Genomic DNA, 25,978 nt, shown 5'->3' with positions numbered 1-25,978 from the left:
TCGAAGTGCCGCTGTCTGCCCTGCCGAAAGTATGCAGCTTTTCCGGCCGATGTGGTCAGTTGGCCGAAGATGTGCGAACCAGTGTCCGGATCTGGCGCAGCAGCACCGACAATGCTGCGAGGTCGGCCGGCGAGTGGGCGAAATCCTCCATCGCCCGCCGTACCCGGGCCACCGCGCTGGCGTTGTCCTGCTCCCACTGTTCGGCCCGGTCCTGCACCGCCACCTCGCCCGGGGTGGCGGTGAGCACCTCGACGGTGAGCGCCGCCAGCGCGGCGTACAGGTCGTAGCGCAGCGCGGTGCGGGCCAGCGTCTGCCAGCGGTCCCCCCGGGGCAGCAGCGAGATCTTGCTCAGCAGCCAGTCGACCCGGAACCGTTCGGACAGCATGAAGTACACCGAGGCGACCTCGGTGACGTCACAGCCGGTGTCGGCGGCGGTCTCCACCACGTCGAGCAGCCCGAAGCTGTACATGATCCGAGTGGCCCGATCGGCGAGATCCGGCGGCAGGCCGCGACCGGTCATGGTGTCGACGTGGGCCCGCAGCGACTCCCGCTCGTCGCCCCGGAAGTAGTCGCCCAGCTCCGGCAGCAGCCGCGACACCCCGTCGCGCAGCCGGGCGGTCTCCCCTGGCACGTCCAGCGGGGACTTGCGGTTGGTGACCAGCCAGCGGACAGCCCGGTCCAGTAGTCGCCGGCTCTCCAGATAGACCGATACCTGCGCGGCGGTGCCGACCACGTTGTCCAGCGCGTCGATGTCTGCCCACAGCGTGTCGAGCCCGAACACGTCGCGGACCACCACGTAGGCCCGCAGCACGTCGGCCGCCGACGCTCCGGTCTCCTCCATCGTCCGGTAGACGAAGGACATGCCACCCCGGTTGACCGCCTCGTTGACCAGGCTGGTCACCACGATCTCCCGGCGCAGCTGGTGGTCGGTCATCCGGGCGGCGTACCGCTCGCGCAGCGGGGTCGGGAAGTAGTTGGCCAGCACCCGGTCGGTCCACGCCTCGTCGGGCAGCCCGTCGGCCAGCACCTGTCCCTCGATGGAAATCTTGGCGTAGGCGAGCAGCACCGCGAACTCGGGCAGGGTCAGCCCGTCGGCGCCGGCACGGATCCGCTCGGCCAGATCCTCGTCGGACGGCAGCGCCTCCAGCTCCCGGTCCAGCTGCCCCGACTGTTCCAGGTCGGTGATCATCCGCCGGTGCACCGGCAGCAGCGGACGCGCCTGCGCGCAGGCGTTGGCCAGGGCCCGCGCCTGGTCGTAGTTGTCCCGCAGCACCAGCGCGGCGACCTCGTCGGTCATCTCGGCGAGCAGGGCGTCGCGCTGCGGCACGGTCAGCTCCCCGTCGGCCACCGCACCACCCAGCAGGATCTTGATGTTGACCTCGTGGTCGGAGCAGTCCACCCCGGCCGAGTTGTCGATGAAGTCGGTGTAGATCCGCCCGCCGGCGATCGCGTACTCGATCCGGCCCCGCTGGGTGAGCCCCAGGTTGCCGCCCTCGCCGACCACCTTCGCCCGCACCGACCGGCCGTCGACCCGGATCGCGTCGTTGGCCTTGTCGCCGGCGTCGACGTGCGACTCGCCGGAGGCCTTGACGTAGGTGCCGATGCCGCCGTTGAACAGCAGGTCCACCGGGGCGCGCAGGATCGCCCGGATCAGCTCCGGCGGGGAGAGCAGGTCGACCCCGTCGTCGAGGCCGAGCGCCGCGCGGACCTGCCAGCTGACCGGCACCGACTTGGCGGTACGCGGGTACACCCCACCGCCGGCTGAGATCAGCCCGGTGTCGTAGTCGGCCCACGACGACCGGGGCAGGTCGAACAGCCGCCGCCGCTCGGCGTACGAGGTGGCCGGGTCCGGGTCCGGGTCGAGGAAGATGTGCCGGTGGTCGAAGGCGGCGACCAGCCGGACGTGTTCGGACAGCAGCATGCCGTTGCCGAACACGTCACCGGACATGTCACCGATGCCGACCACCGTGAAGTCCTGCCGTTGGACGTCCACCCCCAGTTCCCGGAAGTGCCGCTTGACCGACTCCCAGGCGCCCCGCGCGGTGATGCCTATCTTCTTGTGGTCGTAGCCGGCCGACCCGCCGGAGGCGAACGCGTCGCCCATCCAGAAGCCCCGGGAGATCGAGATCGCGTTGGCCACATCGGAGAAGGTCGCGGTGCCCTTGTCTGCGGCGACCACCAGGTACGGGTCGTCGCCGTCGTGGCGCACCACCCGTTGCGGCGGCACGATCTGCCCGGCGACGATGTTGTCGGTGACGTCCAGCAGACCGGAGATGAACTGCTGGTAGCAGGCCACCCCCTCGGCCTGGGCCGCCTCCCGGTCCGGTGGCTCGGCCGCCGCCCGGCCGCGTGCCGTACCACCGGGCTGCTTCACCACGAAGCCGCCCTTGGCACCGACCGGCACGATCACCGCGTTCTTCACCATCTGCGCCTTGACCAGGCCGAGCACCTCGGTACGGAAGTCCTCCCGCCGGTCCGACCAGCGCAGCCCGCCCCGGGCGACCTCACCGAAGCGCAGGTGCACGCCCTCGAACCGGGGCGAGTAGACGAAGATCTCGTACGCCGGCCGGGGCGCCGGCAGGTCCGGGACGGCCTGCGGGTCGAGTTTGATCGCCACGTACGGGACCGGGCGGCCGTCGGCGCCCCGCTGGTAGAAGTTGGTCCGCAGGGTGGCCAGGATCAGCGTCAGGTAGCTGCGCAGGATCCGGTCCTGGTCGAGGCTGTCCACCTCGTCGAAATGGCGGCCGATCACGGCGACCAGTTCCTGGCCGCGCCGGCGGCGGCGCTCATCGTCGACGTCGGGCCCCGGCGCGAACCGGGTCTCGAAGAGTTGGATCAGCAGCGCGGCGATCGCCGGGTAGGCGACGAAAGTGGACTCCATGTACTCCTGGGAGAAGACCGCGCCGGCCTGGCGCAGGTACTTCGCGTACGCCCGCAGCACCACCACCTGCCGCCAGGTCAGCCCGGCGCGCAGCACCAGCTCGTTGAGGCCGTCGATCTCCGCCTCACCGCGCCAGGCCGCCGAGAACGCGTTCTCCACGTGCGGCCGAACCTCGGCCATCGCTCGGGCGCCGACCGGCAGCCGCAGCCCGAAGTCGTACAGGTAGATCCGCTGGTCGACCCGGTCGATCTCGTACGGCCGTTCGTCGATCACCTGCACACCGAGAGAGTGCAGCACCGGCAGCACATCGGACAGCACCATCGGTTCGCCGTACCGGTAGACCTTGAACCGCACGTCCCGCTCGTCGACCCCGGTACCGCCGGGTGGCCGGAACAGGTGCATCTCCAGCTGGCCGGGCTCCTCCAGCAGTTCCAGCTTGGCCAGGTCCTGAACCGCCTCGTACGCGGTGTGCTCCTCCTTGTACCCCTCCGGGTAGGCGTCGGCGTACCGCCGGTGCAGTGACTTGGCCGACTCGTCGCCCAGCTTGCGTTCCAGCACCAGCCGGAAGTCGTCCTCCCACAGCCGGGTGGCCTCGGCGAGCAGTTCAGCGAGCCGGTCCGGGTCCAGCTCGACGGGGGGCGACGCCGGGTCGGTACGCACGATGAAGTGCACCCGGGCCAGCATCGACTCGGTGACCCGGGTGGTGTAGTCGACGCCGACCCCGTTGAGCTCGCGCAGCAGGATCTGCTGCATCCGCAGCCGGTTGTGCGTGGTGAACCGGTCCCGGGGCAGGTAGATCAGGCAGGACAGGAACCGCCCGTACCCGTCGGAGCGCAGGAACAGCCGCAACTGCCGGCGGCCGGCCATCCGCAGCACCCCGAGTACGGCGTGGTAGAGGTCGTCGGTGCGGATCTGGAACAGCTCGTCGCGCGGGTAGGTCTCCAGGATCTGCAGCAGGTCCTTGCCGGAGTGGCTACGCGGGCTGAGCCCGGAGCGTTCCAGCACCTCGGCGACCTTGCGCCGGACCACCGGCAGCTCCTGCACACTGGTCCGGTACGCGGCGGTGGAGAACAGCCCGAGGAACCGGCGCTCGCCGACCACCGCCCCGGCCGAGTCGAAGACCTTGACGCCGACGTAGTCGAGGTAGGCGGCCCGGTGCACGGTGGCCCGCGAGTTGGCCTTGGTGATGATCAGCAGCCGCTGTTCCAACGCCTTCGCCGCCGCCTGCGGGGTCATCGAGGTGAGCGGGCGCGGCCGGGTCTGGTCCTGGCGCAGGATGCCGAGCCCAGAACCGAGCACCGCGACCAGCGCCTTTTCCCCGTCTCCGCTGTCGACCAGCCGGTACTCCCGGTAGCCGAGGAAGGTGAAGTGGTCGTCGGCCAGCCAGCGCAGCAGTTCGACCGAGTCGGTGAGGTCCTTCTCCGGCACCGGCGGCGCGTCGGGTGACCCGGGCTCGGCCCGGTCGAGTTCGTCGGCCAGGGCCAGGGCCTGCTGGCGCATCCGGGGCCAGTCCTCCACCGCTTCCCGGACATCGGTGAGGACCCGCTGCAGGTCACGGCGCAGCCGGTCCAGGTCGCCGGCGATTCGGATCGGGTCGATCTCGATCCGGATCCAGCTCTCCACCAGGTCGCCGTCGATCGCGTCGTCCGGCTCGACGTCGGCCGCCACCTCGGTCAGCTGGCCGAGTGGTTCGCGGCGGACCACCACCAGCGGGTGCACCAGCAGATGGACGTCGAAGTGCCGTTCGGCCAGCAGCGCGGTCACCGAGTCGACCAGGAACGGCATGTCGTCGGTGACGATCTCGACGATCGTGTACGGCCGGCCGTCGCCGGGCGGGGTCAGCCGCAGCTTCAGCTCGCCGGGCAGCCGGTGCCCGGCCAGCTCCCGGTGCGCTCGGGCGGCGTCGAGCATCTCCTGCGGACGGCAGCCGACCAGCTCCTCGTCGGCGGCGAACCGCCAGAACCGGTCCACCAGGCAGGCGGCGTCGTGGTCGGTGTCGGCCAGCGACACCGCCTGGGCGATCAGCCGCTCGGCGCTGGGCATCGGTTCGTCGTACCCGTTGTCGTCGGTGTCGTCGACCACGGCGGCCAGCGCCGACTCCGGCGGCGCGAACGTCTGGAGGTCGAACACCTCGTCCGGATCCAGCTCGGACTGGCGGTGCGGCCCGGCGCTCTGCCGGCGACGCTGCCCGTCACCGCCCGAGGCCTGGCGTTTCGACTTCGTGACCGGACGGCGGTTCATTGGCGCAGACTCCCCTCGGCCCCACCACGCTGTGGGGTCAACCTCGGCCAAGCCTATTCCTCCCGGATCGTCGTTCCGACGGCACACCGGCCCCCCGTCGTCGGCTTGGCGACACCGTTTGACCACGTCGTGTGATATGCCCTGGACGAAACGGGACAGCGGTTCATCCGGTACCCCGAGGGACAGCGGTCCATGCGCACACGTACTACCGTTCCGGTGTCCGCCATGCGTCCGGAAGGGGGCCGTCGCATGCGCCGCAAGGCGACCGTCGCGATCGCGCTGCTACTCGCCGTCACCACACTGACCAGCTGTTCCTCCGATGACGGACCGGACGCCACAGTCGCGGCCTTCATCGACGGATGGCACTCCGGTGACCTTACCGACATCGGCTTCATCACCCCGGCCGGCGAACGGTTGCCCGCCACCGACGTCACCGAGGAGCTGACCGCCCTCGTCGGCGATCTGAAGGACACGCCGCCGCAGCTGCGCCCGGACGGCGACGCCGAGGTGACCGAGGACATCGCGACCGCCACCATCGCCGTCGAATGGACGCTCCCCGGCGATGTGCGGTGGAGCTACCCGACGTCGGTCCGGCTACGCCGGGGCGCCGACGACGCCTGGCAGATCATCTGGGAGCCGACGATCGTCCACGAGCGGCTCGGCAGCGGCGACCAGCTGGCACTGAGCCGGCTCGCCCCGCCCCGCGGCGCCATCCTGGACGGGGCCGGGCAACCGATCGTCGCGCCGCGCCCGGTGGTGGTGGTCGGCGTACAGCCCGGCGAGGTCGACGACCCGGCCGCCCTGGCCGCCCAGCTCGACGCCGCGTTCCGGGCGATCCGACCGGCGATCAGCCCGCCGGTGGACGTCTCCGGGCTGGCGGACCGGCTCGACGCGGCGAAACCGGACGCCTTCGTCGAGGTGGTCACCCTGCGCGAGGAGGCGTACGAGCAGATTCGGGACCGGATCTACGAGCTGCCCGGCACCAAGTTCCGCCGGCAGGAGTGGGACCTGGCCCCCACCCGGGAGTTCGCCCGCGCGCTGCTCGGCACCGTCGACCCGGTGCAGCGGCAGGACATGGAGGCGCACCCCGGCCGGTACGAGGTCGGCGACCTGGTCGGCCACGGCGGCCTGCAGGGCGGGTACGAGGAGCGGCTACGCGGCGTACCCGGGTACTCGGTGCAGATCGTCGGGACCGCCCCGGACGGCAGCGTCTCCGGCGACGAGGTGGTGTTCCGCGCCGAGGCCCAGCCCGGTGAGCCGGTGAGGACCACACTGGACACGGCCGTGCAGACCGCCGCCGACACCGCGCTGGCCGACGAGGGGCGGCGCGCCGCGCTGGTGGCGGTGCGGGTCAGCGACGGCGCGCTGGTCGCCGTCGCCAACGGCCCCGACGGTGGTACGGAGAATTTGGCGTTGACCGCGCAGGTCCCGCCCGGCTCCACGTTCAAGATGGTCAGCGCGCTCGGGCTGCTCGAAGCCGGCGCGGTCGACCCGGACGCGCCGGTCGACTGCCCGAAGACGACCACCGTCGACGGGCGCACGTTCACCAACTCGGACGGCTTCGAGCTGGGTCGGGTGCCGTTCCGGACCGCCTTCGCCAAGTCGTGCAACACCACCTTCGTCGAACTGGCCCCGCAGCTGGAGGCGGACGGGCTGGCCGAGGCGGGTCGGCTGCTCGGGCTGGAAGGCGAATGGCGGCTCGGCGTGTCCGCCTTCACCGGCGCGGTCTCCGCCGGTGGCCCACCGGCGGAACGGGCCGCCGCCGCCTTCGGCCAGGGCACCACGCTGGTCAGCCCGGTGGCGATGGCCGGCGCCACCGCCGCGGTCGTCCGGGGGCAGTGGCGCCAGCCGACGCTCATCGTCGAGCCGCCGCCGCCGTCGGCTGTGCCGGACGGCCCGCAGCTGGACGCGGCGGCGGTGCAGGCGCTGCGGACGATGATGCGTGAGGTGGTCACCGACGGCACCGGGCAGGCGTTGCGGGACGTGCCGGGCGAGCCGGTGCACGGCAAGACCGGCACGGCCGAGTACGACGACGACCCGGCGAACACGCACGCCTGGTTCGTCGGCTGGCAGGGCGACCTGGCCTTCGCCGTCTTCGTCGAGCAGGGCGGGTCAGGGTCCGGGCGGGCGGTGCCGATAGTGGAGACCTTCCTACGCGGCCTCGCCGCCAACTGACCCGGCAGCGGCACCTGGTTGGCGAAATCGATCTGACCGGCTTGTCACACCTTCAAGATGTCCACATCGTACAGCGCTATCGACGAGTCGCGGGAGGCGAGCGTCGCACCCTCGACGATCGCCTGCGCCACCAGCATTCTGTCGAAGGGATCTCGGTGATGCGCAGGTAGGCGACCAGCCCTGATCGCGTGAGCGTGGGTCACCGGTAGTTCGACGAAACCCATGCTCCGCACCTGTTCGGCGAGGTCGGTCGGGCCGGCGAGTTTGCCGGTGGCCTGCTTGATGGTGATCTCCCACAGGCTGACCGGAGACAGGAAGACGTCCGGGTCGTGGCGGAGCCGGTCGAGGAAGTCGTCGCCGAGGGTGGCGTCGCCGGTGATGGCCCACAGCGCGACGTGGGTGTCGAGCAGCAGGCTCATGCGCCGACGCCGAAGTCGGCGGCGATTTCGGCGTTGGTCTGCGGGGAGTCCCAGTCGCCGGACAGGTCCAGCTGCCCCGCGAGTGAGCCGACCGCGGTCCGGTTGGCCCGACGTACCAACGGCACCACCTTCGCCACCGGGGTACCTGCCCGGTCGATGATGATCTCCTCGCCGCGCTCCACCCGCTCGATGATGCGCGAGAGGTGGGTCTTGGCGTCGTGCATGTTGTAGTGCACGGCCTCGGCAGACATGACTAGACCTCCCAGTTAGCTAGCATCTTAGTCCACTCCGGCATGGTGGTGCGACGATTCCCAGCGGTAACAGATCACGTGTCGGTGGCGGGCGGTGCCGGCGATTCAGCGGCCGGCGGTTGTTGCGGCGACGGCTCGGTGGAGTCAGCGTCAGGCGGCCGCGGGGACGGCGCCTGTCGCCGTAGCCGGCCGGGCTTGGCCGCCCCACCATTTGGTACGCTCCGATCCGCGACCGTCAAGGTCACCGCTGGCGGCGGCACCGCCGGCCGCAGCCCGGCGACCGCCGGTGTCTTCTGCCCGGCAGGGGCGGCAACAGTCGAATCGGCTGCCTGCGACGGTGCCTCCTCAACCGGAACGCGGTCGGCGTGCACCGGACGCAGACCGGCCACCAGGGTCGAGACGATGTCGGCGGCGTAGCTGCCGTCCGGGTCGTAATCGGGGTCGAAGACGGTCAACTCAACGCCGAGGCAGTGCGGGGTGTCGACCAGGTCCGCGAGCAGCAGCTCCAGCTCGGCGAAGGCGATACCGCCCGGGTCCGGAGCGTCGACCGCCGGCATCACCGCCGGGTCGAGCACGTCCACATCGACATGTACCCAGTAGCCGGCGCAGTCGGCCAGCTGGTCACGGGCCCACTGGGCGCTGCGCGCCGCCCCCTCCGCACGCAGCTCGGGCACCGGTCGGGTGACGATACCGGCCGCCTGCAGATCCAGCCGGTACTCGTCCTGGGCCCGGATGCCGAGCACCACGACGTCGATGTCGCGAAAGTACGGCCGGCGGCCCTCGATCCCCGCCAGATCCGGCTGGCCCCGGCCGGTGGCCAGGGCCAGCCCTTCGCCGGCCGCCGCACCGACGTAGGAGGCGTTGCCGGGATGCCGGAAGTCGGAGTGCCCGTCAACGTAGACCAGGCCGATCCGCCCGCCGACCGCCTCGCCGAGCCGGTGCATGGCGAGCGCCCCGCCGAGCAGGATCGAGCAGTCGCCGCCCAGCACCACCGGGAACTCCCCGGCGTCGATGACGGCACCGATCCGCCCGGCGAGGGCGATCGTGTACGCCGAGATCGACCCGGCGTGGCAGACCCCGTCGCCGGGTCGCCAGTCCGCCGGGTCGTACCGGGGCGGGGTCAGACACCCGGCGTCGCGGGCGCCGAGGCGACCCACCAGCTGATGGTCCCGAAGTGCGCCGGGCGCTTTCGCGCAGCCAGGCACCGACGTCCCGGTCGGCGGTCGCAGACCGAGATTCGACGGTGCGTCCAGTACGGCGATCCGGCGCATCTGCGGGGCTCAGAACAGTGCGCTGGCCAGCGCCCGGCGGGCCCTGGTCACCGCCGGGTCGTCCGGACCGGCCATGATGAACAGCGACACCAGGTGTTTGCGGACGGTCTCCCGGTCGTCACCGGCGCTGCGCCGGACCAGGCCGATCAACCGCTGGTACGCCTGCTCCGCCTGACCGCCGAGCACCTCCACGTCGGCGGCGAGCAGCTGGGCCGGTACGTCGTCCGGGGCCGACGCCGCCGCGTCGAGCGCAGCCGCCGGCTCCACCCCCTGCACCCGGCGGGCCAGGGCGACCTGGGCCAGCCCGGCCTCGGCGGCGGTGTCCGCCGGCGCCTCGTTGAGGATCTTCCGGTAGGCCTGCTCCGCGGCGTCCAGGTCGCCCATCATCAGCGCCTCGTCGGCGGCGTTGAGCAGCGGGTTCTCCGGCTCCTCGACGGTGACGCCGCCAGCTTTGAGCACGGCGCCGATCCACTGCCGCAGCTGGGCCTCCGGCACCACACCGGCGAACGCGTCGACCGGCTGGCCGCCGACGACGGCGTACACCATGGGGATGCTCTGCACCCGGAACATCTGCGCCAGGCGCTGGTTGCTGTCCACGTCGATCTTGGCCAGCGTCCAGGCGCCACCGCCCTCGGCCGCGAGTCGCTCCAGCAGCGGCGACAGTTGCTTGCAGGGCTCGCACCACTCGGCCCAGAAGTCGATGACCACCGGTGTGGTCATCGACCGTTCGAGAACCTCGGTCTGGAAGGTCGCCTCGGTGACGTCGATGACGGCACCGGCTGCCGCCGGTGCGCCGGTCGCCGGGCCGCCACCGGCCCGGGTCGGGGTCCCGTCCGGCCGGTTCCCGCCGGCCGGCGCTGCGCTGCGCAGCGAGCTGAGGTCTACCGCGCCGCGAGTGAAAATCGACGGGGTGGTACGTGGGTCGCTCATGGTTACCTAGTCTCGCACGCGCAGGGCGCGTCCCAACGCCAGCGCCACCGCCCCGAACAGCAGCATGACGCCGATCACGGGGAGCAGCACGGCGACCGGCCAGGGCCAGCGGACCGGGGCCAGCGGGACCGCCTCCTCGACGGTGACCGGCAGGTAGCTTCCGCTCAGCCACCAGGCGAGCAGCGCACCGCCGAGCCCGGTCACCGTGGCCAGCAGCACTGCGGGCAGCCCGCTCCAGCGCAGCGAACCGGCCGCCGACCGGGACGGCAGTCCCTGGGTCCGCAGCGCTGTCAGGTCCTCGGCGCGGCGCCGCCGTTCGACCATGGCGAGTAGCACCATCCCGGAGCCGGCGAGGATCACCGCCAGGGCGGCGGCGAGCAGGTGGAACCAGATCGCCAGGGCCGGTGCCTGCCGGTCCAACTCGGTCCGGACCTGCTCCGGGGTGAACTCGCCGGTGACGGTGAGCCCGGCGGCGGCCAGCCGCTCGGCGATGTCCGCCGGTGCCCGGGGACCGAGCCAGACCTGGGCCGTTTCGAGCCCGGTCTTCTCGGGCACCGCCCGTACGGCGTACTCCATGTCGACCAGGAAGCCGCGGTCGCCCAGCGCCGGCAGCGCCGGGACCGGGTCGACCTCGGACGTCAGCTGCGCACCGGTGGGCAGCAGCGCCGTGGTCGGGTTCAGCCCGGGCGGCCGGTCGTCGGCCAGGGCGGTCACCGCTGGCAACGGGTACGGCGTGTCGGCCGGCAGCGCCCACGGGTCGGGGGCGGCCCCGCCGGCGAGCAGTCGCAGCCCGCCCGAACCGGCCCCGGCCGGGTCACCGGACGGATCGCGCCAGCGCCGCCCGTCGGTGAGTTCCGCCGGGCCGAGCAACCGCTTCCCGTCGACGGAGAGGCCGGTGAGGGTCACCTCGCGGGCCTGCGAACCGGCCGCGCTGTCGGGGTCGGCCGCGCGGCCGATGCCCGGTTCGACCCGGGCGGACAGCCCGGCGAGCTGGCATCCGGCGGCACAGTCGACCGGGATCCGGTAGGTGTGCCGCCCCGGCCGGGCCGGCGTCGCTTCGGCCACCGCACGCCCCGACGCCGCACGCAGATGAACGGTGAACCACACGTCGTCGGCCGGTCCGGTCTCCTGCGGATCCGATGGTGGGCCGGTCTGCTCCGGATCCGCCGGCTCACCGGTCTGCCGCAGATCGGCGACGGCGACGACCAGGTCCACCGAGATCATCGTCCCGTCGACGGCGATCGGTTCGATGGCCTGCCGTCGTAGCGTCGCGGCGACATCCGCAGGGCCCGCCGGACCGAACTCGGGTCGCCAGCGGGCGGTGGCGGCCAGCGCCGACGTGTCGGCGAGCAGCACCGGAACGTCGGCGTCGGTGCTGGCGAACCCGACCGCCATCGCGTACTCGCCGCTCGGATCGACGGTGCGCACGGCGGTCAGCAGCGTCCCGGCGTCGACCGGCAGCAGGGTCAGCACCCGGTCCGCCCCGGCCTGCACCTCGGCCAGCGCCGCCCGCGACTGTCGGGCCACGTCGAACGCGCTGGCCGCGTACCCGGTCAGCACCACGGTGACGGTGAGCAACGTGAACAGCCGTTGGCTGGCCGGCTGCCGGGCCAGGTGCAGCAGCCCCAGCGCCGGGCCGAGCCGGCCCCGGCGCAGTGCGACGGCACCGAGCCGGCCGGTCAGCGGTGCCACCAACCGCGCCGCCAGCAGCGCCACGGTGACCCCGATCAACGCCGGCACCAGCAGCGACAGACCGACCAACTCGCTGTCGAACAGCCGCAGCTGCACCACGGCGACCACGGTCAGGGCCACCATCACCGTCTCCGCCAGCAGCGACGCCCACCGCCGGGACCGGGCCGGCACCCGGCGCAGCAGGTCGACGACCGGGCTGGCCAGTTCCCGGCGCTGGGCGGCCAGTACGGCGAGCAGCGCACCGACGAACGCGGCGCACCCGGCCAGCACAGCCGCCCCTGAGGAGACCGGAGCGAACCGGCCCTCCTCCAGTCGCAGGCCGGCGAGCAGCCCGACGGCAACCGAGCCGAGCAGGTAGCCGACCGGCGCGCCGAGGGTGATCGCGACCGCCGGCTCACCGGCGGCCAGCGTCCACCGGGTCCGCCGGGGCGTTCCGCGCAACGCGATCAGGCCCAGCTCGGTACGGCGGGCCACGGTGCCGGCGGCGACCGCGACGAAGACGACGAACAGGCAGAGGACCACCAGCGGGACGGCCGCGACCGGCACCACCTGCCGGGTCAACGCCTGTGCCGCCGAGATCCGCTCCAGCAGCGGGCCGACGTCGTCGGACAGGTTGACGTACCCGCCGCCGTCGGCGCGAACCTGCTCCTCGAGGCTGTCCAGCCGCTCACCGAGCGCCGTCAGCCGGTCCGGTCCCAACGCGGCGGACTCGGCCAGCGCGTCGACGCCCCGGTAGTCGCTACGCCGGTCGATGGCGTCGACGGCGTGCCGACCGGTGAAGACCGGTTCGCGGTAGGCGTCCGGCGCGCCGGGCACGAAGTACGGTGTCCGGCCCCAGTAGAGCGCATCCGGGTCCACCGGCTGGTAGACCCCGACGACGGTGATCCCGGCCGGTACCCCGCCCGGACGGTAGATGCGCTGCACCGGGTCGTAGTCGGCCCACGTGACGGTGACCGGTGTGCCGGGGGCCAGGTCGAGGCGTCGTGCCGTGTCCGCCCCGACCACGACCTCGTACGGCGACATCAGACACCGCCCGGCGACCATCCGCAGGTTGGCGCAGACGTCCTCGCGGAAGACCAGGTAGGAGATGTCGGTGCCGGCGGGTTCCAGCCCGAGCACCGGCATCTGCACTGTGTAGACGGTGCGGAAGCCGGGCAGGTCGAGCACGGCACCGGTGACGGCCCGGAAGCCGTCCTCCTCGCCGGGTGCCACGTCGGGGATGGACAGGGTGACCGTGCGGTCGGCGCGGTCGGCGGCGGCGATCTCCGCCGCTACGACGGCCCGGTCGGCGGCGGCCAGGTACGCCGGGCCGGTCACCGCGGCGGCGGTGGCGAACGCGCTCAACAGGAAGACGACCAGCGCCTGCCCGCGCCGGGCGGCGACCATGGACAGCAGCAGGGAGATCATCCGACGCCTCCGGGCCCGGCCGCCGGTGGGTTCGGCCCGGCCGGCGGGGCGACCCGGGAGTCGACGGCCCGGACCAGCCGGGCACCGGCGAACGCCGCGGCCGCGCCGAGCACCGCGGCCGCGACGAGCGTGCTCACCAGCAACGGGACAGCCTGTGGACCGATCCGCAGCGGCAGTACGGCCCAGTTGTCGACGAAGATCGGCATCGTCTGCCGGATCGGCAGCTGGGCGAGCACGGTGGCCATCAGGCCCACCACCACCGCGATTCCCACGGTGACGGCGTATCCGCCGTAGGCGATCCGGGTGACGGCGCGGGCCGGGAGCCCCTGGGCCCGCAGGGCGGCCATCTCGGCGGCCCGGTCGTCGCGTTCCACCGCCGCGACCACCGCCAGCGCCCCGGCGGCCAGCAGCAGCCCGATCAGTCCGGCGGCCAGCTGGAACCGCAGCGCCGACGGCGGACCCTGGCGGCCGAGCTGCTCGATCACCTCGGTCCGGGAACCGGTGTCGATGATGGTCAGCCCTTCGGCGGTGAGCCGGTCGGCCAGTTCCGCCGGCGCGTCGGGAGCGAGCCAGACCTGCGGCACGTCGCCGGTGCCGGCCCCGTCGGCCAACCGGTCGGCCCGCTCCAGGTCGACCAGGTAGCCGCGCAGCCGGGCCTGCGGCAGCGCGTCGGCCACCGTCACGTACCGCACCGGCAGATCCGCACCACCGAACACGGCGAGCCGTGGCTCGCCGGCAACGTCCGGGGCGAGCTCCGGTCCGGAGCGGACCACCGGCACCGGCACCGGCGCGTCGATCGGATGGATCCGGGTGGACCGCTGCCGGTCCGCCCGGCCGGGTGGCGGCGGGGTGGTGACGGTCGCGCCGTCCGGCCCGGTGGTCAGCCGGGGGCCGATGGCACCACCGGCGACCGCGCCACGCCAGTTCCCGATATCGCCGAGGTACGCCGCGTCCAGCCGGGGTGTGGTGGCCCCGGCCAGATCGTGCAGGGTGATCGTGAGATCGGGTTCGGCCAGCACCGGTACGCCGTTCCAGGCCGGTTGGACCAGTTCGAGTGACGCCAGCCGGCAGCCGTCCGGGCCGCATCCGGTCACCGTGGCGGGGTGCTCGGCACGATCGGTGCCGAGCGGGCCGAAGACCACCTGCACCGGGTCTCCGGCCGGGTCGACCAGGTGCGCGACGACGCTGACCGGCACCTCGTCCGGTCCGGTGGCGGTCAGGACCAGCGGACCGTCGCCGACCCGAACCTCGGTGGCCGGCGGGGTGAGCGCGGCGGCGACCTCGGCGGCGACCGGGCCGTAGCCGGGGTGCCAGGCGGCGACCTGGGCGAACCGGGAGGCGTCGACGGCGAGCACGTACTGGGCCGACCCGGGATTGTTGCCGACCACCGCCATCGCGTACCGGCCGGACGGGTCGGCGGCGCGGACCGCGGCCAGCAGGTGGGCCCGGCTGCGGGCCTGCACGGTGAGCACCTGGTCGGCGCCGGTGGCGTGGGTGGCCCGGACGGCCCGCGCGGAGACCGATTCGGTCCAGCTGCCGATCGCGGTGCCGAGCAACGCCACCCCGACGGTGAGCAGGGCGACCAGCCGCGCGGTCCCCGGCCGGCGGGCCAGGTGCAGCGCGGCCAGCGCGGCGGGCAGCCGACCGGCGCGCAGCAGGGCCGCAGCGGCCCGCCCGGCCACCGGGGTGGCCGCCCGACCGGCGATCAGCGCGATCGCCAGGGCCAGCAACGCCGGGGCGAGCAGCACCAGAGCACCGGCCTCGTCCGGCTCGGCCGCGCCGACGGACGCCTGGTATAGCCCGGCCCCGGCGACGGCCACCGCGATCAGGTCGACGACGTCGGCCCGCCAGCCGCGCTGGCGGGCCGGCACGTGCCGGAGCAGGTCCACCACTGCGGCACGGGCGTTGCGCAGGTCGGCGGCGATTGCGGCGACCAGCGCGCCGGAGACGGCGGTGCCGGTCGCGGCGAGGGCGAGCCGGGCGGCGGAGCCGGCCTGCTCCGGGTCCGGGCCGGCACCGGCGAGCAGCCGGGCGGCCACCAGGCCGGCGGCGGCACCGACCAGCGCGCCGACGATCATCGGCAGCCCGCTCTGGCCCACCGTGAGCAGCCACACCCGCCACCGGGCACCGCCGCGCAGTTTGACCAGTCCCAGGTCACGGCGGCGATGTTCGGCGGTGTGTCGGACGGCGAAGAACAGGGCGAACCAGGACAGCAGCAGCAGTTGCCCGGCGGCGACGGCGACACCGAGCTCGACCAGTTGGCGGTGGCGGGCGATCTGGTCCACCAGGATCGCCGCGTCGGTGCGGACCTGCCAACGGCCGACGACGCCACCACCGTCGGAGCGGCGGACCTCGGTGGCCAGGTCGACTCCGGCGAGGTAGGCGGCGGCCGGCAGCACCAGGTGGTGGGCGGCGAACAGGTTGTCCACCGGTACGGCGGCCAGCGTGCCGGCGGTGGCGAAGACCGGGTCACCGCTGTCGGCGTCGGTACCGCCGCTGCCGAGGTCGTCGAACGCCCAGTACGGATCCCCGGGATCAGTCACCTGGTAGGTCCCGGTGACGGTGAGAACCACCGGCGCGCTGCGCGTCGCCTGATGGGTGACCTGGTCACCGGCCCCGACGCCGAGCCGTTCGGCGCTGCGTGCGCTGAGCAACGCCGCGCCGGGGCGCTGCGGGCAGGTACCGGTGATGGTCAGGTGTTCGCAGACCTGCTCCCGGTGCGTCAGGTTGGCGGCCAGCTCGGCCTGGCCGCCGGCGACGGTCCCGGTGCTCCACACCGAACTGCTCGCCGTCGCACCCGGGTAGCCGATCATCTCGGCGCCGGCGTGCCGGGCCCGGTCGACCAGGTCGGCGCCGGTGGCGTCGAGCTCGGAGCGGTCCCCGGCGGCTGGGTCGACCTGCTGGTCAGCGGCGACTTCGGCGGCGGTGCTGGCGACCCGGCCGGTGGCGCGGGCGGCCAGCAGGTTGGGGCCGGCCGCGTCGACCGCGGCCTCGGCGACGGTACGGGTGGTCGCCGCTGCGTACCAGGGGGCGGCAGTGGTGGCGGTGACCGCGAGTGCGGTTAGCACCAACAGGGCGACGGCCTGGCCGGCGCGGGCCCGGACCGCGCCAACGAGCAGTGCGAACACTCAGACTCCTGTGCCGTCGACGCCGTCGGGCAGCAGACCGGGCGGGGCGGCCCCGCCCACGACCAGGGTTACCGCGCCGTCGGCCTGGGCCACCCGCAGCAGGGTGCCGGGTGGAAAGTCGCCGAGCACCTCGGGCGGCAGCTGCACCGTACCGTCGCCGGCCACCACCGCGAAGTCCTCACCGTCGCGGCCCTCGGCGCCGACCCGGCCGTCCCGGATGGTCACCGCCCGGCCGAGCCGGGCACCCACCTGCGCGTCGTGGGTCACCACCACGATCGTGGTCTCCCGTTCCCGGTTGATCGTCTCCAGCGCGTCGAGCACTTCGTCGCGGCCCCGGGTGTCGAGTTGACTGGTCGGCTCGTCGACCAGCAGCAGGCCGGGCGAGGCGGCGACGCCGACGGCGAGCGCGGCCCGCTGCCGGGCGCCCGGCGTCAGCTCGGCCAGCCGGTCATCGCCGCGGCCGGGCAACCCGACCAGGTCGAGGATGCGGTCCGGGTCGTCCAGGTCGATGCCGGCGGTGGCGGCGGCCCGCCGCTGGGCAAGCCAGACGTTGCGGCGCAACGTCGCGTACGGCAGCAGGTTACGGGCGGCGCCCTGCAGCACCACGCCGATCTGGGTGCCCCGCAACCGGGCGATCTCCCGGTCGGAGAGCTTGCCCAGGTCGTAGCTGCCGACGCTGACCCGGCCGGCGGACGGGCGCATCAGCCCGGCGAGCAGCGCCACCAGGGTCGATTTGCCGGATCCGGACGGGCCGACCAGGGCAAGCATCTCACCGGGGTTGATCCGCAGGTCGACGCCGGAGAGCGCGACCACGTCGCCGGCCTCGCCCCGGTAGATCTGCACCACCCGTCGGCAGCTCACCGCAAGTCCCGTCACGGCGTACTGCCTACCATGAATCCCTTGGAACCGCTGCCCCCGATTGGTGGCCGGCACGGGCCCCCAGGTCAGGAGCGCGGGGTCGGATCAGAAGCGGGCCGGCTCGCGGTAGACGCCCCATTCGGCACGCAGCGCATCGCAGATCTCGCCGAGGGTCGCCTCGACGCGGACCGCGTCGAGCATCGCCGGCACCATGTTGTCGCCGTCCCGGGCTGCGGTGACCAGGTCGTCGAGTCGGCGGCGGACCAGCGCGTCGTCCCGGTCGGCCTTACGGGCGGCCAGCAGCCGGCGCTGCTCGACCTCCACCTCGTGAGAGATTCGCAGGATCTCCAGCTCCTTGGCGACCGTACCGGTGTGGCAGTTCACCCCGACGATTTTCTTCCGGCCGTCCTCGACCGCCTGCTGGTACGCGAACGCCGCCTCGGCGATCTGCCCGGTGAACCAGCCGTCTTCGATGCCGCGCAGGATGCCGGAGGTGATCGGCCCGATCGGGTGCGGGCCGTCGCCGCCCAGCTGACGGATGCGGGCGAAGATCTCCTCCGCCTCGGCCTCGATTCGGTCGGTGAGCGCCTCGACGTACCAGGCACCGCCGAGCGGGTCGGCGACGTTGGCCACCCCGGTCTCGTCCATCAGCACCTGCTGGGTACGCAACGCGATCTCCGCAGACTCGTCGGTGGGCAGCGCCAGGGTCTCGTCCAGGGCGTTGGTGTGCAGCGAGTTGGTGCCGCCGAGCACCGCCGCGAGCGCTTCGACCGCCGTACGTACCACGTTGTTGACCGGTTGCTGCGCGGTCAGTGACACCCCGGCGGTCTGGGTGTGGAACCGCAGCCAGAGGGCGCGTTCGTCGGTGGCGCCGTACTCGTCGCGCAGCCAGCGGGCCCAGATCCGCCGGGCGGCGCGGAACTTCGCGATCTCCTCGAAGAAGTCGACGTGCGCGTCGAAGAAGAAACTCAGCCCGGGGGCGAACCGGTTGACGTCCAGCCCGCGGGAGAGCCCCAGCTCGACGTAGCCGAAGCCGTCGGCGAGGGTGTACGCCAGCTCCTGCGCGGCGGTGGAGCCGGCCTCCCGGATGTGGTATCCGGAGATTGACAGCGGTTTGTAGCGCGGGATCCGCCGCGCGCAGAACTCCATCAGGTCACCGATCAGCCGCAGGTGCGGCTCGGGGCCGAACAGCCACTCCTTCTGGGCGATGTACTCCTTGAAGATGTCGGTCTGCAGGGTGCCGTCCAGGGTGGCCAGGTCGGCGCCCTGCCGTTCGGCGGCGACCAGGTACATGCAGAACACCGGCACCGCCGGCCCGGAAATGGTCATCGAGGTGGTGACCGCCGCCAGGTCGATGCCGTCGAAGAGCACGTCCATGTCGGCGGCGGAGTCGATCGCCACCCCGCAGTGGCCGACCTCGCCGAGCGACTGCGGGTCGTCGGAGTCGCGGCCCATCAGCGTCGGCATGTCGAAGGCCACCGACAGTCCCCCGCCGCCGGCACCGAGGATCATTTTGTACCGCTCGTTGGTCTGCCGGGCGTTGCCGAAGCCGGCGAACTGCCGAATGGTCCAGGTCCGCCCCCGGTAGCCGGTCGGATACAACCCTCGGGTGTACGGGTACTCGCCCGGCCAGCCGATCCGCTCGAAGCCGGGGTGGTCGGCGCCGTCGGGCGGACCGTAGACCGGATCCACCGTCGTGCCGGACAGCGTGGTGAAGTCCGCGTCGCGTTTCTTCGCGGCGTCGTAGCGGGCCTGCCAGCGGGCGCGACCGGCGGCAATCTGTTCGGCGTCCATCGAAGGGCCTCCTCGGGTCCGGGCGGATCCGAGTCTAGAGCCCGTACTGAACGATCGCTAAGCCCACCGGCTGCGATCGTCGACGGATGCCACCTCAGCCCGCCGGCCGCAACAGCCGCCGGAGATGGTCGACCACCTCGCCCACCGGCACCCGTACCGTCTCCCCGGTGGCCCGGTCGGTCACCTCGACCACCCCCTCGGCCAGCGACCGCTTGCCGACCGTGACCCGCAACGGAATGCCGACCAGCTCGACGTCGCGGAACTTGACCCCGGCCCGCTCCGCTCGGTCGTCGATCACCACGTCCACCCGCTCGGCGAGCAGCCGCTGGTAGATCCGCTCGCCGGTCTCGGCGACCGGCCGGTCGTCGACCTGGGCGACGACCACCGCCACCGAGAACGGGGCGACCGCCACCGGCCAGACGATTCCCTCGGCGTCGTGGTGGCTTTCAACGATCGCCGCCATCGCCCGTTCCACCCCGATCCCGTAACTGCCCATCACCACCGGAATCCGGTCGCCGGCCGGGTCGAGCACCGCCGCGTCCAATGCCTCGCTGTAGCGCTGCCCGAGCTTGAAGATGTGCCCGACCTCGATCGCCCGGCGTACCCGCAGCGGCTCCCCGCACGTCACGCACGGCTGACCGGCGGCCACCTCGCGCAGGTCGGCCCAGCTGCCGACGGAGACGTCCCGGCCGACGTCGACGCCACGCAAATGGACGCCGTCGACGTTGGCGCCGGTGAACATGTCCCGCCGGCCGCGCAGCGCCTCGTCGGCGATCACCGGCACCCCGGTCACCCCGACCGCGCCCAGGCTGCCCGGGGCCGCCCCCAACGCCGCCCGGATCTCGTCGGCGGCTGCCGCCCGCAGCTGCACCGCACCGGTGGCGTCGGCCAGCTTCTGCTCGTTGAGCGGATGGTCGCCGCGCAGCAGCACCAGGGTCAGCTCGCCGTCGAGCACGTACACCAGGGTCTTGATCTGCCGGTCGGCCGGCGCGGCGAAGCGCACCGCGAGATCGTCGATGGTCCGTACGCCCGGGGTGTCGAACGGCTGCGGGGCGGCGGACCCGGCGGCGTCCGTCCATGGATCGAGCCGCGACGTCGCCTTCTCCAGGTTCGCGGCGTAGCCGCAGGCCGGGCAGTCGACCACCTGGTCCTCGCCGGTCGGTGCCGGGCACATGAACTCGACCGACGCCGACCCGCCCATGGCACCGCTGGACGCCTGCACGGCAACCGCCGGGACGCCCAGCCGGTCGAAGATCCGCCGGTACGCGTCGTGGTGCAGGTCGAAGGACCGGTCCAGCCCGGCCCGGTCCAGGTCGAAGCTGTACGAGTCCTTCATGGTGAACTCGCGGGTGCGCAGCAGCCCGGCCTTGGGCCGCGGCTCGTCCCGGAACTTGGTCTGGAACTGGTACCACAGCTGCGGCAGCTCCCGGTAGGAGTTCAGCTCCCGGGCGAGGATCGTGAACACCTCTTCGTGGGTCATGCCCAACGCCAGGTCGGCGCCCCTGCGGTCGCGCAGCCGGAACATCTCCTCACCCATCGAATCCCACCGACCGGTCCGGCGCCAGATCTCCGCCGGATGCAACGCGGGCAGGCTGAACTCCTGCGCCCCGATCCGCGTCATCTCGTCGCGGATCACCTCGATGACCTTCGCCCGTACCCGCACCGCCAGCGGCAGCAGCGAGTAGTGGCCGGCCATCAACTGCCGCAGGTAGCCGGCCCGCAGCAGCAGCCGGTGGCTCGGCGCGTCGGCCTCCGCCGGGTCATCGCGCAACGTAGGAATGTGTAGTCGGGACCAGCGCATGAACGGCCTTCCTCACTTCCGGCGGCGGCGCGGCACTCAGCAACGACACAGGGTAAACCGGGTCGGGTCCCAGGTAGCGCGGTGCTGGTCGATGAAGTCCCCGACGACAACGTCTCCTACCGGGCGTACCGGTGCGCCCGGCCCGGTCGTCCTGACCGGCATATGCTCGACGGCGTGGACTTGCGGATCTTCACCGAACCTCAGCAGGGTGCCAGCTACCAGCAGCTTCTCGCGGTGGCCCGGTGCGCCGAAGACGCCGGGTACGACGCATTCTTCCGGTCCGACCACTATCTGGCGATGGGCGGCGACGGACTGCCCGGCCCGACCGACGCCTGGACGACCCTCGCCGGGCTGGCCCGGGACACCAGCCGGATCCGGCTCGGCACCCTGATGACCGCCGCGACCTTCCGCTACCCCGGTCCGCTGGCGATCACCGTCGCGCAGGTCGACGAGATGAGCGGCGGTCGGGTCGAGTTCGGCATCGGGGCCGGCTGGTTCGAGGCCGAACACACCGCGTACGCGGTTCCGTTCCCGTCGCTGGCCGAGCGGTTCGACCGGCTCGACGAGCAGCTGGCGATCATCACCGGCCTGTGGGAGACCCCGGTCGGCGACACCTTCGACTTCCTGGGCAGGTACTACCAGGTCACCGACTCTCCGGCGCTGCCCAAGCCGGTGCAGCGGCCCCGGCCGCCGGTGCTGCTCGGCGGGAAGGGCCGCAAGCGGACCCCGCAGCTGACCGCCCGCTACGCCGACGAGTTCAACGTGCCGTTCGAGGGCCTCGCCGAGTCGGCGCGGCTGTTCCAGCAGGTGCGGACGGCCTGCACCGAGGCGGGCCGCGATCCGGACGGCCTGCGGCTGTCCAACGCGCTGGTGCTGTGCTGTGGTCGTGACGACGCCGAGGTGGCGCGGCGGGCGGCGGTCATCGGCCGGGAGCCGGACGAGCTGCGCGCCAACGGCCTGGCCGGCACGCCGGCCGAGGTGGTGGACAAGATCGGCCGGTACGCCGAGATCGGCGCCCAACGGATCTACCTGCAGGTGCTGGACCTGGCCGACCTGGACCACATCGAGCTCGTCGCCGCCGAGGTGGCACCGCAGTTGTGACCCGCTGCCGGGCCGGCCGGTGTCGGAATGCCGGCCGGTGCCGGAATCTCGACTGGCTGGTGTTCGAGCAGTCCGGCGTCCTCACCTCGACGCAGGCCACCGAGCATCTGGGCCGGTCCGGGCTGCGCCGGCGTATCGGTCGTGGGCAGTGACGGCGGATCTGTGCCGGGATCGTGTTTACCAGCAACGGGCCGCTGACCGCCGAGCAGACACTCTGGGTAGCTGTGCTGTTGGCAGGCCCGACGGCGCTGCTGGGCGGGCTCACCGCAGCCCGTGAAGGAGTGCTGCGCTTCGCGGGTGGCGCGGGTCCGATCCAGGTACTCGTCGACGGTGACCGGCAGTACCCGGAGCTACGTCGTCGGCTGCCCCTCGACATGCCGGCGATGATGGTCCGGCGGACCACGGTGACGCCCGAGGAACATCACCAGGTGGGTCGCCCGATGCGTACCAGCATGGCGCGGTCGCTGGTCGATGCCGCAGAATGGGCACGTTCCGACGACGAGGCGCAGGCGATCATCGCCGCCGGTTGCCAACAGCGTCGGGTCGTTCCGGCCGAGATCCTCGCCGCCCTGCGCTGGCTGCCCCGGGTCCGGCGACGCCGGTTGATCGCCGCTGCGGCGGCGGACGCCGATGGTGGGGCGACCGCGCTGTCCGAGATCGATTTCGTCCGGCTCTGCCGGCGGCATCGACTGCCGCCACCGGACCTGCAACAGCGGCGCAAGGACCGGGCCGGACGGGTGCGTTACCTCGACGCGTGCTGGCGTCGCCGGCGACCGGATCCTCCGTTTCCCGGCCTATCTGATCCGGGTGCGCCCGGCCGAAATAGTCGACCATTGACCGCGGCGCTCCGAGCGGCCGGCTGGCCGGGTTGAACCTGCCCGCGCCGGCTGAGTCCGCCGCGTGCCGACCGAGCCCCGCCGCGATCTAGAAGAACCATGGTCGATATACCGGCCAGATCCTTCTAGATCACTCGTAGGTCGGGCCATGGCCGGGTCAGTTCGGCCCGGCCGTCGAGCAGGTGCAGTTCGGCGTCGCAGGCGGCAGCCGCCTCCGAGTCGTGGGTGGCGAAGACGACGGCTGCACCCCGGTCGGCCTCGGCCCGCAGCAGGTCGAGGACCAGCTGACGGTTGGCCGCGTCCAGCTCGCTGGTCACCTCGTCGGCGAGCAGCACGTCACCGTGCAGCGCCAGCGCCCGGGCCAACGCGGTCCGCTGCTGCTGGCCGCCGGAGAGCTCCTCGACGAGTTGGTCGGACTGACCGGCGAGGCCGAGCCGGTCGAGTGCGGCCGCGCCGGCCCGCCGCGCTGCCGCTGGGCTCATCCCGACAGCGATCAGCGCCACCTGCAGGTTCTCCCCTGCTGTCAGTATCGCGGCGAGACCGTTGTCCTGTGGGACCAGCACGACCTTGCGATCCACGGCGTGGTCGCGGCCGCGCAGCGGTTCACCGCCAAGCGAGATGGATCCGCCGATCGGCCGCAGCAGGCCGGCCATCGCCGATAGCAGGGTCGTCTTGCCCGCGCCGGACGGCCCGGTGACCGCCAGCAGGTGACCGGGTCGCACGGTCAGCGTCACGTCACGCAGCACCGGCTCGGCACTGAGGTAGCCTACGGTCGCAGCCGCGAGCTCGATGATCGGGAGATCGACGGTGGTGGGCACGCGCCGACCCTAGCGGACCTCGCGTCGGTGCGCCGACCGCGCCCTGCGGGAGCAGCCGGTTCAGCGGGGGGATGGCAGCCGTCGGCATGGCATGGGGTGGAAGCGGGGTGGGCCCGGTCAGCGCGACGGCGGGGCCGGCCCGGTCAACTCGGTGAGTAGCCGATCGGCGGCGGCGTACGGGTCGAGCCGGCCGGCGAGCACCTCGGCGGCGAGTTCGGCGGGCAGCGTACCGTCGCGCAGCGAGCTGATCCGCCCGCGCAGCGTGCCGATCGCGATCGCCTCGACCTCGGCGGCGACCCGCCGGGCCCGACGGGCGGTGAGCTCGCCCCGGCCGGCCAGCCAGTCGCGGTGCCGTTCGATCGCGGTCACCAGTTCGTCGAGACCGTCGCCGTGGGCGGCCACGGTCCGCAGCACCGGCGGGCGCCAGCCGCCCGGGGCGGTGGCGGTCAGCGCGAGCATGCCCTTCAGGTCCCGTACGGTGCCGTCGGCGCCGTCGCGGTCGGCCTTGTTGACCACGAAGATGTCGGCGATCTCCAGGATGCCAGCCTTCACCGCCTGCACGGCGTCACCCATGCCGGGGGCGAGCAGCACCACCGTGGTGTCGGCCAGCCCGGCCACCTCGACCTCCGCCTGCCCGACGCCGACCGTCTCGATCAGCACGACGTCGCAGCCGACGCCGTCGAGGACCCGGACCGCCGCCGGGGTCGCCGACGACAGCCCGCCGAGGTGGCCCCGGCTGGACATCGACCGGATGTACACGCCCGGGTCGGTGGCGTGGTCCTGCATCCGTACCCGGTCGCCGAGGATCGCACCGCCGGTGAACGGGCTGGACGGATCGACGGCGAGGACGCCGACCCGCAGGTTCCGGCCGCGCAGCACCCGGACCAGCTCGCTGGTGGTGGTCGACTTGCCGACGCCGGGGGCGCCGGTCAGCCCGACGACCAGGGCGTGCCCGGTGTGCCCGGCCAGCTCGGCGGCGATCCGCGGCAGCTGCGGCCCACCGGACTCGACCAGCGTGATCAGCCGCGCGACGGACCGAGCGTCGCCGGCGCGGGCCCGCCGGACGAGATCCGGTACGTCCCGGGAGCCGCCCCGGCTCACCTGGCCGTCGGAGCCTGCGGTCACTTCGCCGTCGGAGCCTGCGGTCACTTCGCGGTCGGCACCCGCAGGATCAGGGCGTCGCCCTGCCCGCCGCCACCGCAGAGCGCAGCGGCGCCGGTCCCGCCGCCGCGTCGGCGCAGCTCCAGCGCGAGAGTCAGCGCCAGCCGGGCGCCGGACATGCCGATCGGGTGACCGAGAGCAATCGCGCCGCCGTTGACGTTGACGATGCCTGGATCGACGTCGAGGTCCCGGGTCGACTGGACGCCGACGGCGGCGAACGCCTCGTTGATCTCGATCAGGTCGAGATCGGTGACGGTCATCCCGGCCTTGCCGAGGGCGTGCCGGATGGCGTTGGACGGCTGGGAGTGCAGCGAGTTGTCCGGGCCGGCGACGTTGCCGTGCGCGCCGATCTCGGCGATCCAGTCGAGGCCGAGCGCCTCGGCCCGGGACCGGCTCATCACCACCACGGCGCACGCGCCGTCCGAGATCGGTGATGAACTACCGGCGGTGATGGTGCCGTCCGGGGTGAAGGCGGGACGGAGCCGGGCCAGCGTCTCGACGGTGGTGTCCGGCCGGATTCCCTCGTCGTTGAGCAGCCGGACCGGGTCACCCTTGCGCTGCGGCACCTCAATCGGGGTGATCTCTTCGGCGAAGACGCCGTTCTTCTGGGCTACTGCGGCCCGCTGGTGGCTGGTGGCGGCGAAGGCGTCCTGCTCGGCCCGGCTGATGCCGAGCCGGGTGCCGTGCCGCTCGGTCGACTCGCCCATCGCGCAGCAGTCGAACACGTCGGTCAGCCCGTCCAGGGCCATGTGGTCGGCGACCACCACGTCGCCGTACTTGTAGCCGGCACGCTGGCCGCGCAGCAGATGCGGCGCGTTGGTCATCGACTCCATCCCGCCGGCCACCACGACGTCGAACTCGCCGGCCCGGATCAACTGGTCGGCGAGCGCGATCGCGTCGAGACCGGAAAGGCAGACCTTGTTGATGGTGAGGGCGGGTACGCTCATCGGGATACCGGCGCCGACCGCGGCCTGCCGGGCCGGCATCTGGCCGGTGCCGGCCTGGAGCACCTGGCCCATGATGACGTACTGCACCTGATCGGGGTCGACGCCGCCGCGACCGAGGGCGGCGGAGATCGCGGTCGAGCCGAGGGCGGTGGCCGGGAAGTCCTTCAGGTTGCCGAGCAACCGGCCCATCGGGGTGCGTGCGCCGCTGACGATCACCGAGGTCATGGGATTCCGCCTCCGCACAGTGGGACAAGGCCGGGGTGCCGG

General features: G+C 72.8%; 16 protein-coding genes. 3 read left to right on the top strand and 13 right to left on the bottom strand.

From position 1 onward, the window contains the following. Positions 1-55 precede the first annotated feature (55 nt). On the bottom strand, positions 56-5,122 hold the full coding sequence (locus O7543_RS26910) for an NAD-glutamate dehydrogenase (RefSeq protein WP_281551304.1): 5,067 nt from the start codon (positions 5,120-5,122) through the stop codon (positions 56-58). Positions 5,123-5,371: 249 nt separating this feature from the next. Here O7543_RS26910 and O7543_RS26905 point away from each other — a divergent pair, with 249 nt between their 5' ends. Continuing rightward, positions 5,372-7,297, top strand: coding sequence for a penicillin-binding transpeptidase domain-containing protein (locus O7543_RS26905; RefSeq protein WP_281551305.1), 1,926 nt, complete (start codon positions 5,372-5,374; stop codon positions 7,295-7,297). Positions 7,298-7,341: 44 nt separating this feature from the next. Here the strand turns inward: O7543_RS26905 and O7543_RS26900 are convergent, their stop codons facing one another. The 9 genes from O7543_RS26900 to O7543_RS26860 form a co-directional block, all read right to left on the bottom strand. Continuing rightward, entirely contained in the window at positions 7,342-7,716 is a 375-nt protein-coding gene (locus O7543_RS26900) for a type II toxin-antitoxin system VapC family toxin (protein ID WP_281551306.1), read from the bottom strand. Then, the gene (locus O7543_RS26895; protein WP_281551307.1) at positions 7,713-7,967 is read right to left on the bottom strand and encodes a type II toxin-antitoxin system prevent-host-death family antitoxin; all 255 of its coding nucleotides are present in this window, start codon (positions 7,965-7,967) and stop codon (positions 7,713-7,715) included. The genes O7543_RS26900 and O7543_RS26895 overlap by 4 nt, the downstream gene beginning before the upstream one ends. A gap of 74 nt (positions 7,968-8,041) precedes the next feature. Further along, a complete protein-coding gene (locus O7543_RS26890; RefSeq protein WP_281567287.1) occupies positions 8,042-9,238 on the bottom strand; it encodes an arginase family protein in 1,197 nt (398 codons plus the stop codon). A gap of 9 nt (positions 9,239-9,247) precedes the next feature. Continuing rightward, complete coding sequence (locus O7543_RS26885; RefSeq protein WP_281551309.1) at positions 9,248-10,168, bottom strand: tetratricopeptide repeat protein; 921 nt, start codon at positions 10,166-10,168, stop codon at positions 9,248-9,250. A 6-nt stretch (positions 10,169-10,174) separates the two neighbouring features. After that, positions 10,175-13,267: an FtsX-like permease family protein gene (locus O7543_RS26880; RefSeq protein ID WP_281551310.1), complete on the bottom strand. Its 3,093-nt coding sequence runs from the start codon at positions 13,265-13,267 to the stop codon at positions 10,175-10,177. Further along, on the bottom strand, positions 13,264-16,395 hold the full coding sequence (locus O7543_RS26875) for an FtsX-like permease family protein (protein ID WP_281551311.1): 3,132 nt from the start codon (positions 16,393-16,395) through the stop codon (positions 13,264-13,266). Before O7543_RS26875 ends, O7543_RS26880 begins: the two co-directional genes overlap by 4 nt. Further along, a complete protein-coding gene (locus O7543_RS26870) occupies positions 16,396-17,271 on the bottom strand; it encodes an ATP-binding cassette domain-containing protein (RefSeq protein WP_281551312.1) in 876 nt (291 codons plus the stop codon). It lies immediately after the preceding gene. A gap of 87 nt (positions 17,272-17,358) precedes the next feature. After that, a complete protein-coding gene (locus tag O7543_RS26865) occupies positions 17,359-19,047 on the bottom strand; it encodes a methylmalonyl-CoA mutase family protein (protein ID WP_281551313.1) in 1,689 nt (562 codons plus the stop codon). A 94-nt stretch (positions 19,048-19,141) separates the two neighbouring features. Continuing rightward, positions 19,142-20,848 (bottom strand): proline--tRNA ligase, encoded by a 1,707-nt coding sequence (locus O7543_RS26860; RefSeq protein WP_281551314.1) that lies wholly within the window; start codon positions 20,846-20,848, stop codon positions 19,142-19,144. Positions 20,849-21,022: 174 nt separating this feature from the next. On the opposite strand from O7543_RS26860, the gene O7543_RS26855 reads away from it, so the two are divergent. Together O7543_RS26855 and O7543_RS26850 are read left to right on the top strand one after the other, a co-directional pair. Then, on the top strand, positions 21,023-21,949 hold the full coding sequence (locus tag O7543_RS26855) for an LLM class F420-dependent oxidoreductase (RefSeq protein WP_281555684.1): 927 nt from the start codon (positions 21,023-21,025) through the stop codon (positions 21,947-21,949). Positions 21,950-22,122: 173 nt separating this feature from the next. Beyond that, complete coding sequence (locus O7543_RS26850; RefSeq protein WP_281551315.1) at positions 22,123-22,821, top strand: hypothetical protein; 699 nt, start codon at positions 22,123-22,125, stop codon at positions 22,819-22,821. 89 nt (positions 22,822-22,910) lie between these two features. Here the strand turns inward: O7543_RS26850 and O7543_RS26845 are convergent, their stop codons facing one another. The 3 genes from O7543_RS26845 to O7543_RS26835 all read right to left on the bottom strand — a co-directional run bounded on the left by O7543_RS26845 (position 22,911) and on the right by O7543_RS26835 (position 25,936). Further along, the gene (locus O7543_RS26845) at positions 22,911-23,579 is read right to left on the bottom strand and encodes an ATP-binding cassette domain-containing protein (protein ID WP_281555685.1); all 669 of its coding nucleotides are present in this window, start codon (positions 23,577-23,579) and stop codon (positions 22,911-22,913) included. Between the two features lie 141 nt (positions 23,580-23,720). Continuing rightward, positions 23,721-24,728, bottom strand: a complete 1,008-nt coding sequence (meaB, locus tag O7543_RS26840) for a methylmalonyl Co-A mutase-associated GTPase MeaB (protein WP_281555686.1) — start codon at positions 24,726-24,728, stop codon at positions 23,721-23,723. Positions 24,729-24,748: 20 nt separating this feature from the next. Then, positions 24,749-25,936 carry an acetyl-CoA C-acetyltransferase gene (locus tag O7543_RS26835; RefSeq protein ID WP_281551316.1) on the bottom strand — a complete coding sequence of 396 codons (1,188 nt, stop codon included), beginning with the start codon at positions 25,934-25,936 and terminating at the stop codon, positions 24,749-24,751. Positions 25,937-25,978 lie beyond the last annotated feature (42 nt).

It is taken from the genome of Solwaraspora sp. WMMA2080, from assembly GCF_027497395.1.
GTDB lineage: Bacteria > Actinomycetota > Actinomycetes > Mycobacteriales > Micromonosporaceae > Micromonospora_E.
The sequence above is the reverse complement of the archived record's forward strand: the minus strand, read 5'-3'. Positions and strand labels throughout refer to the sequence as shown.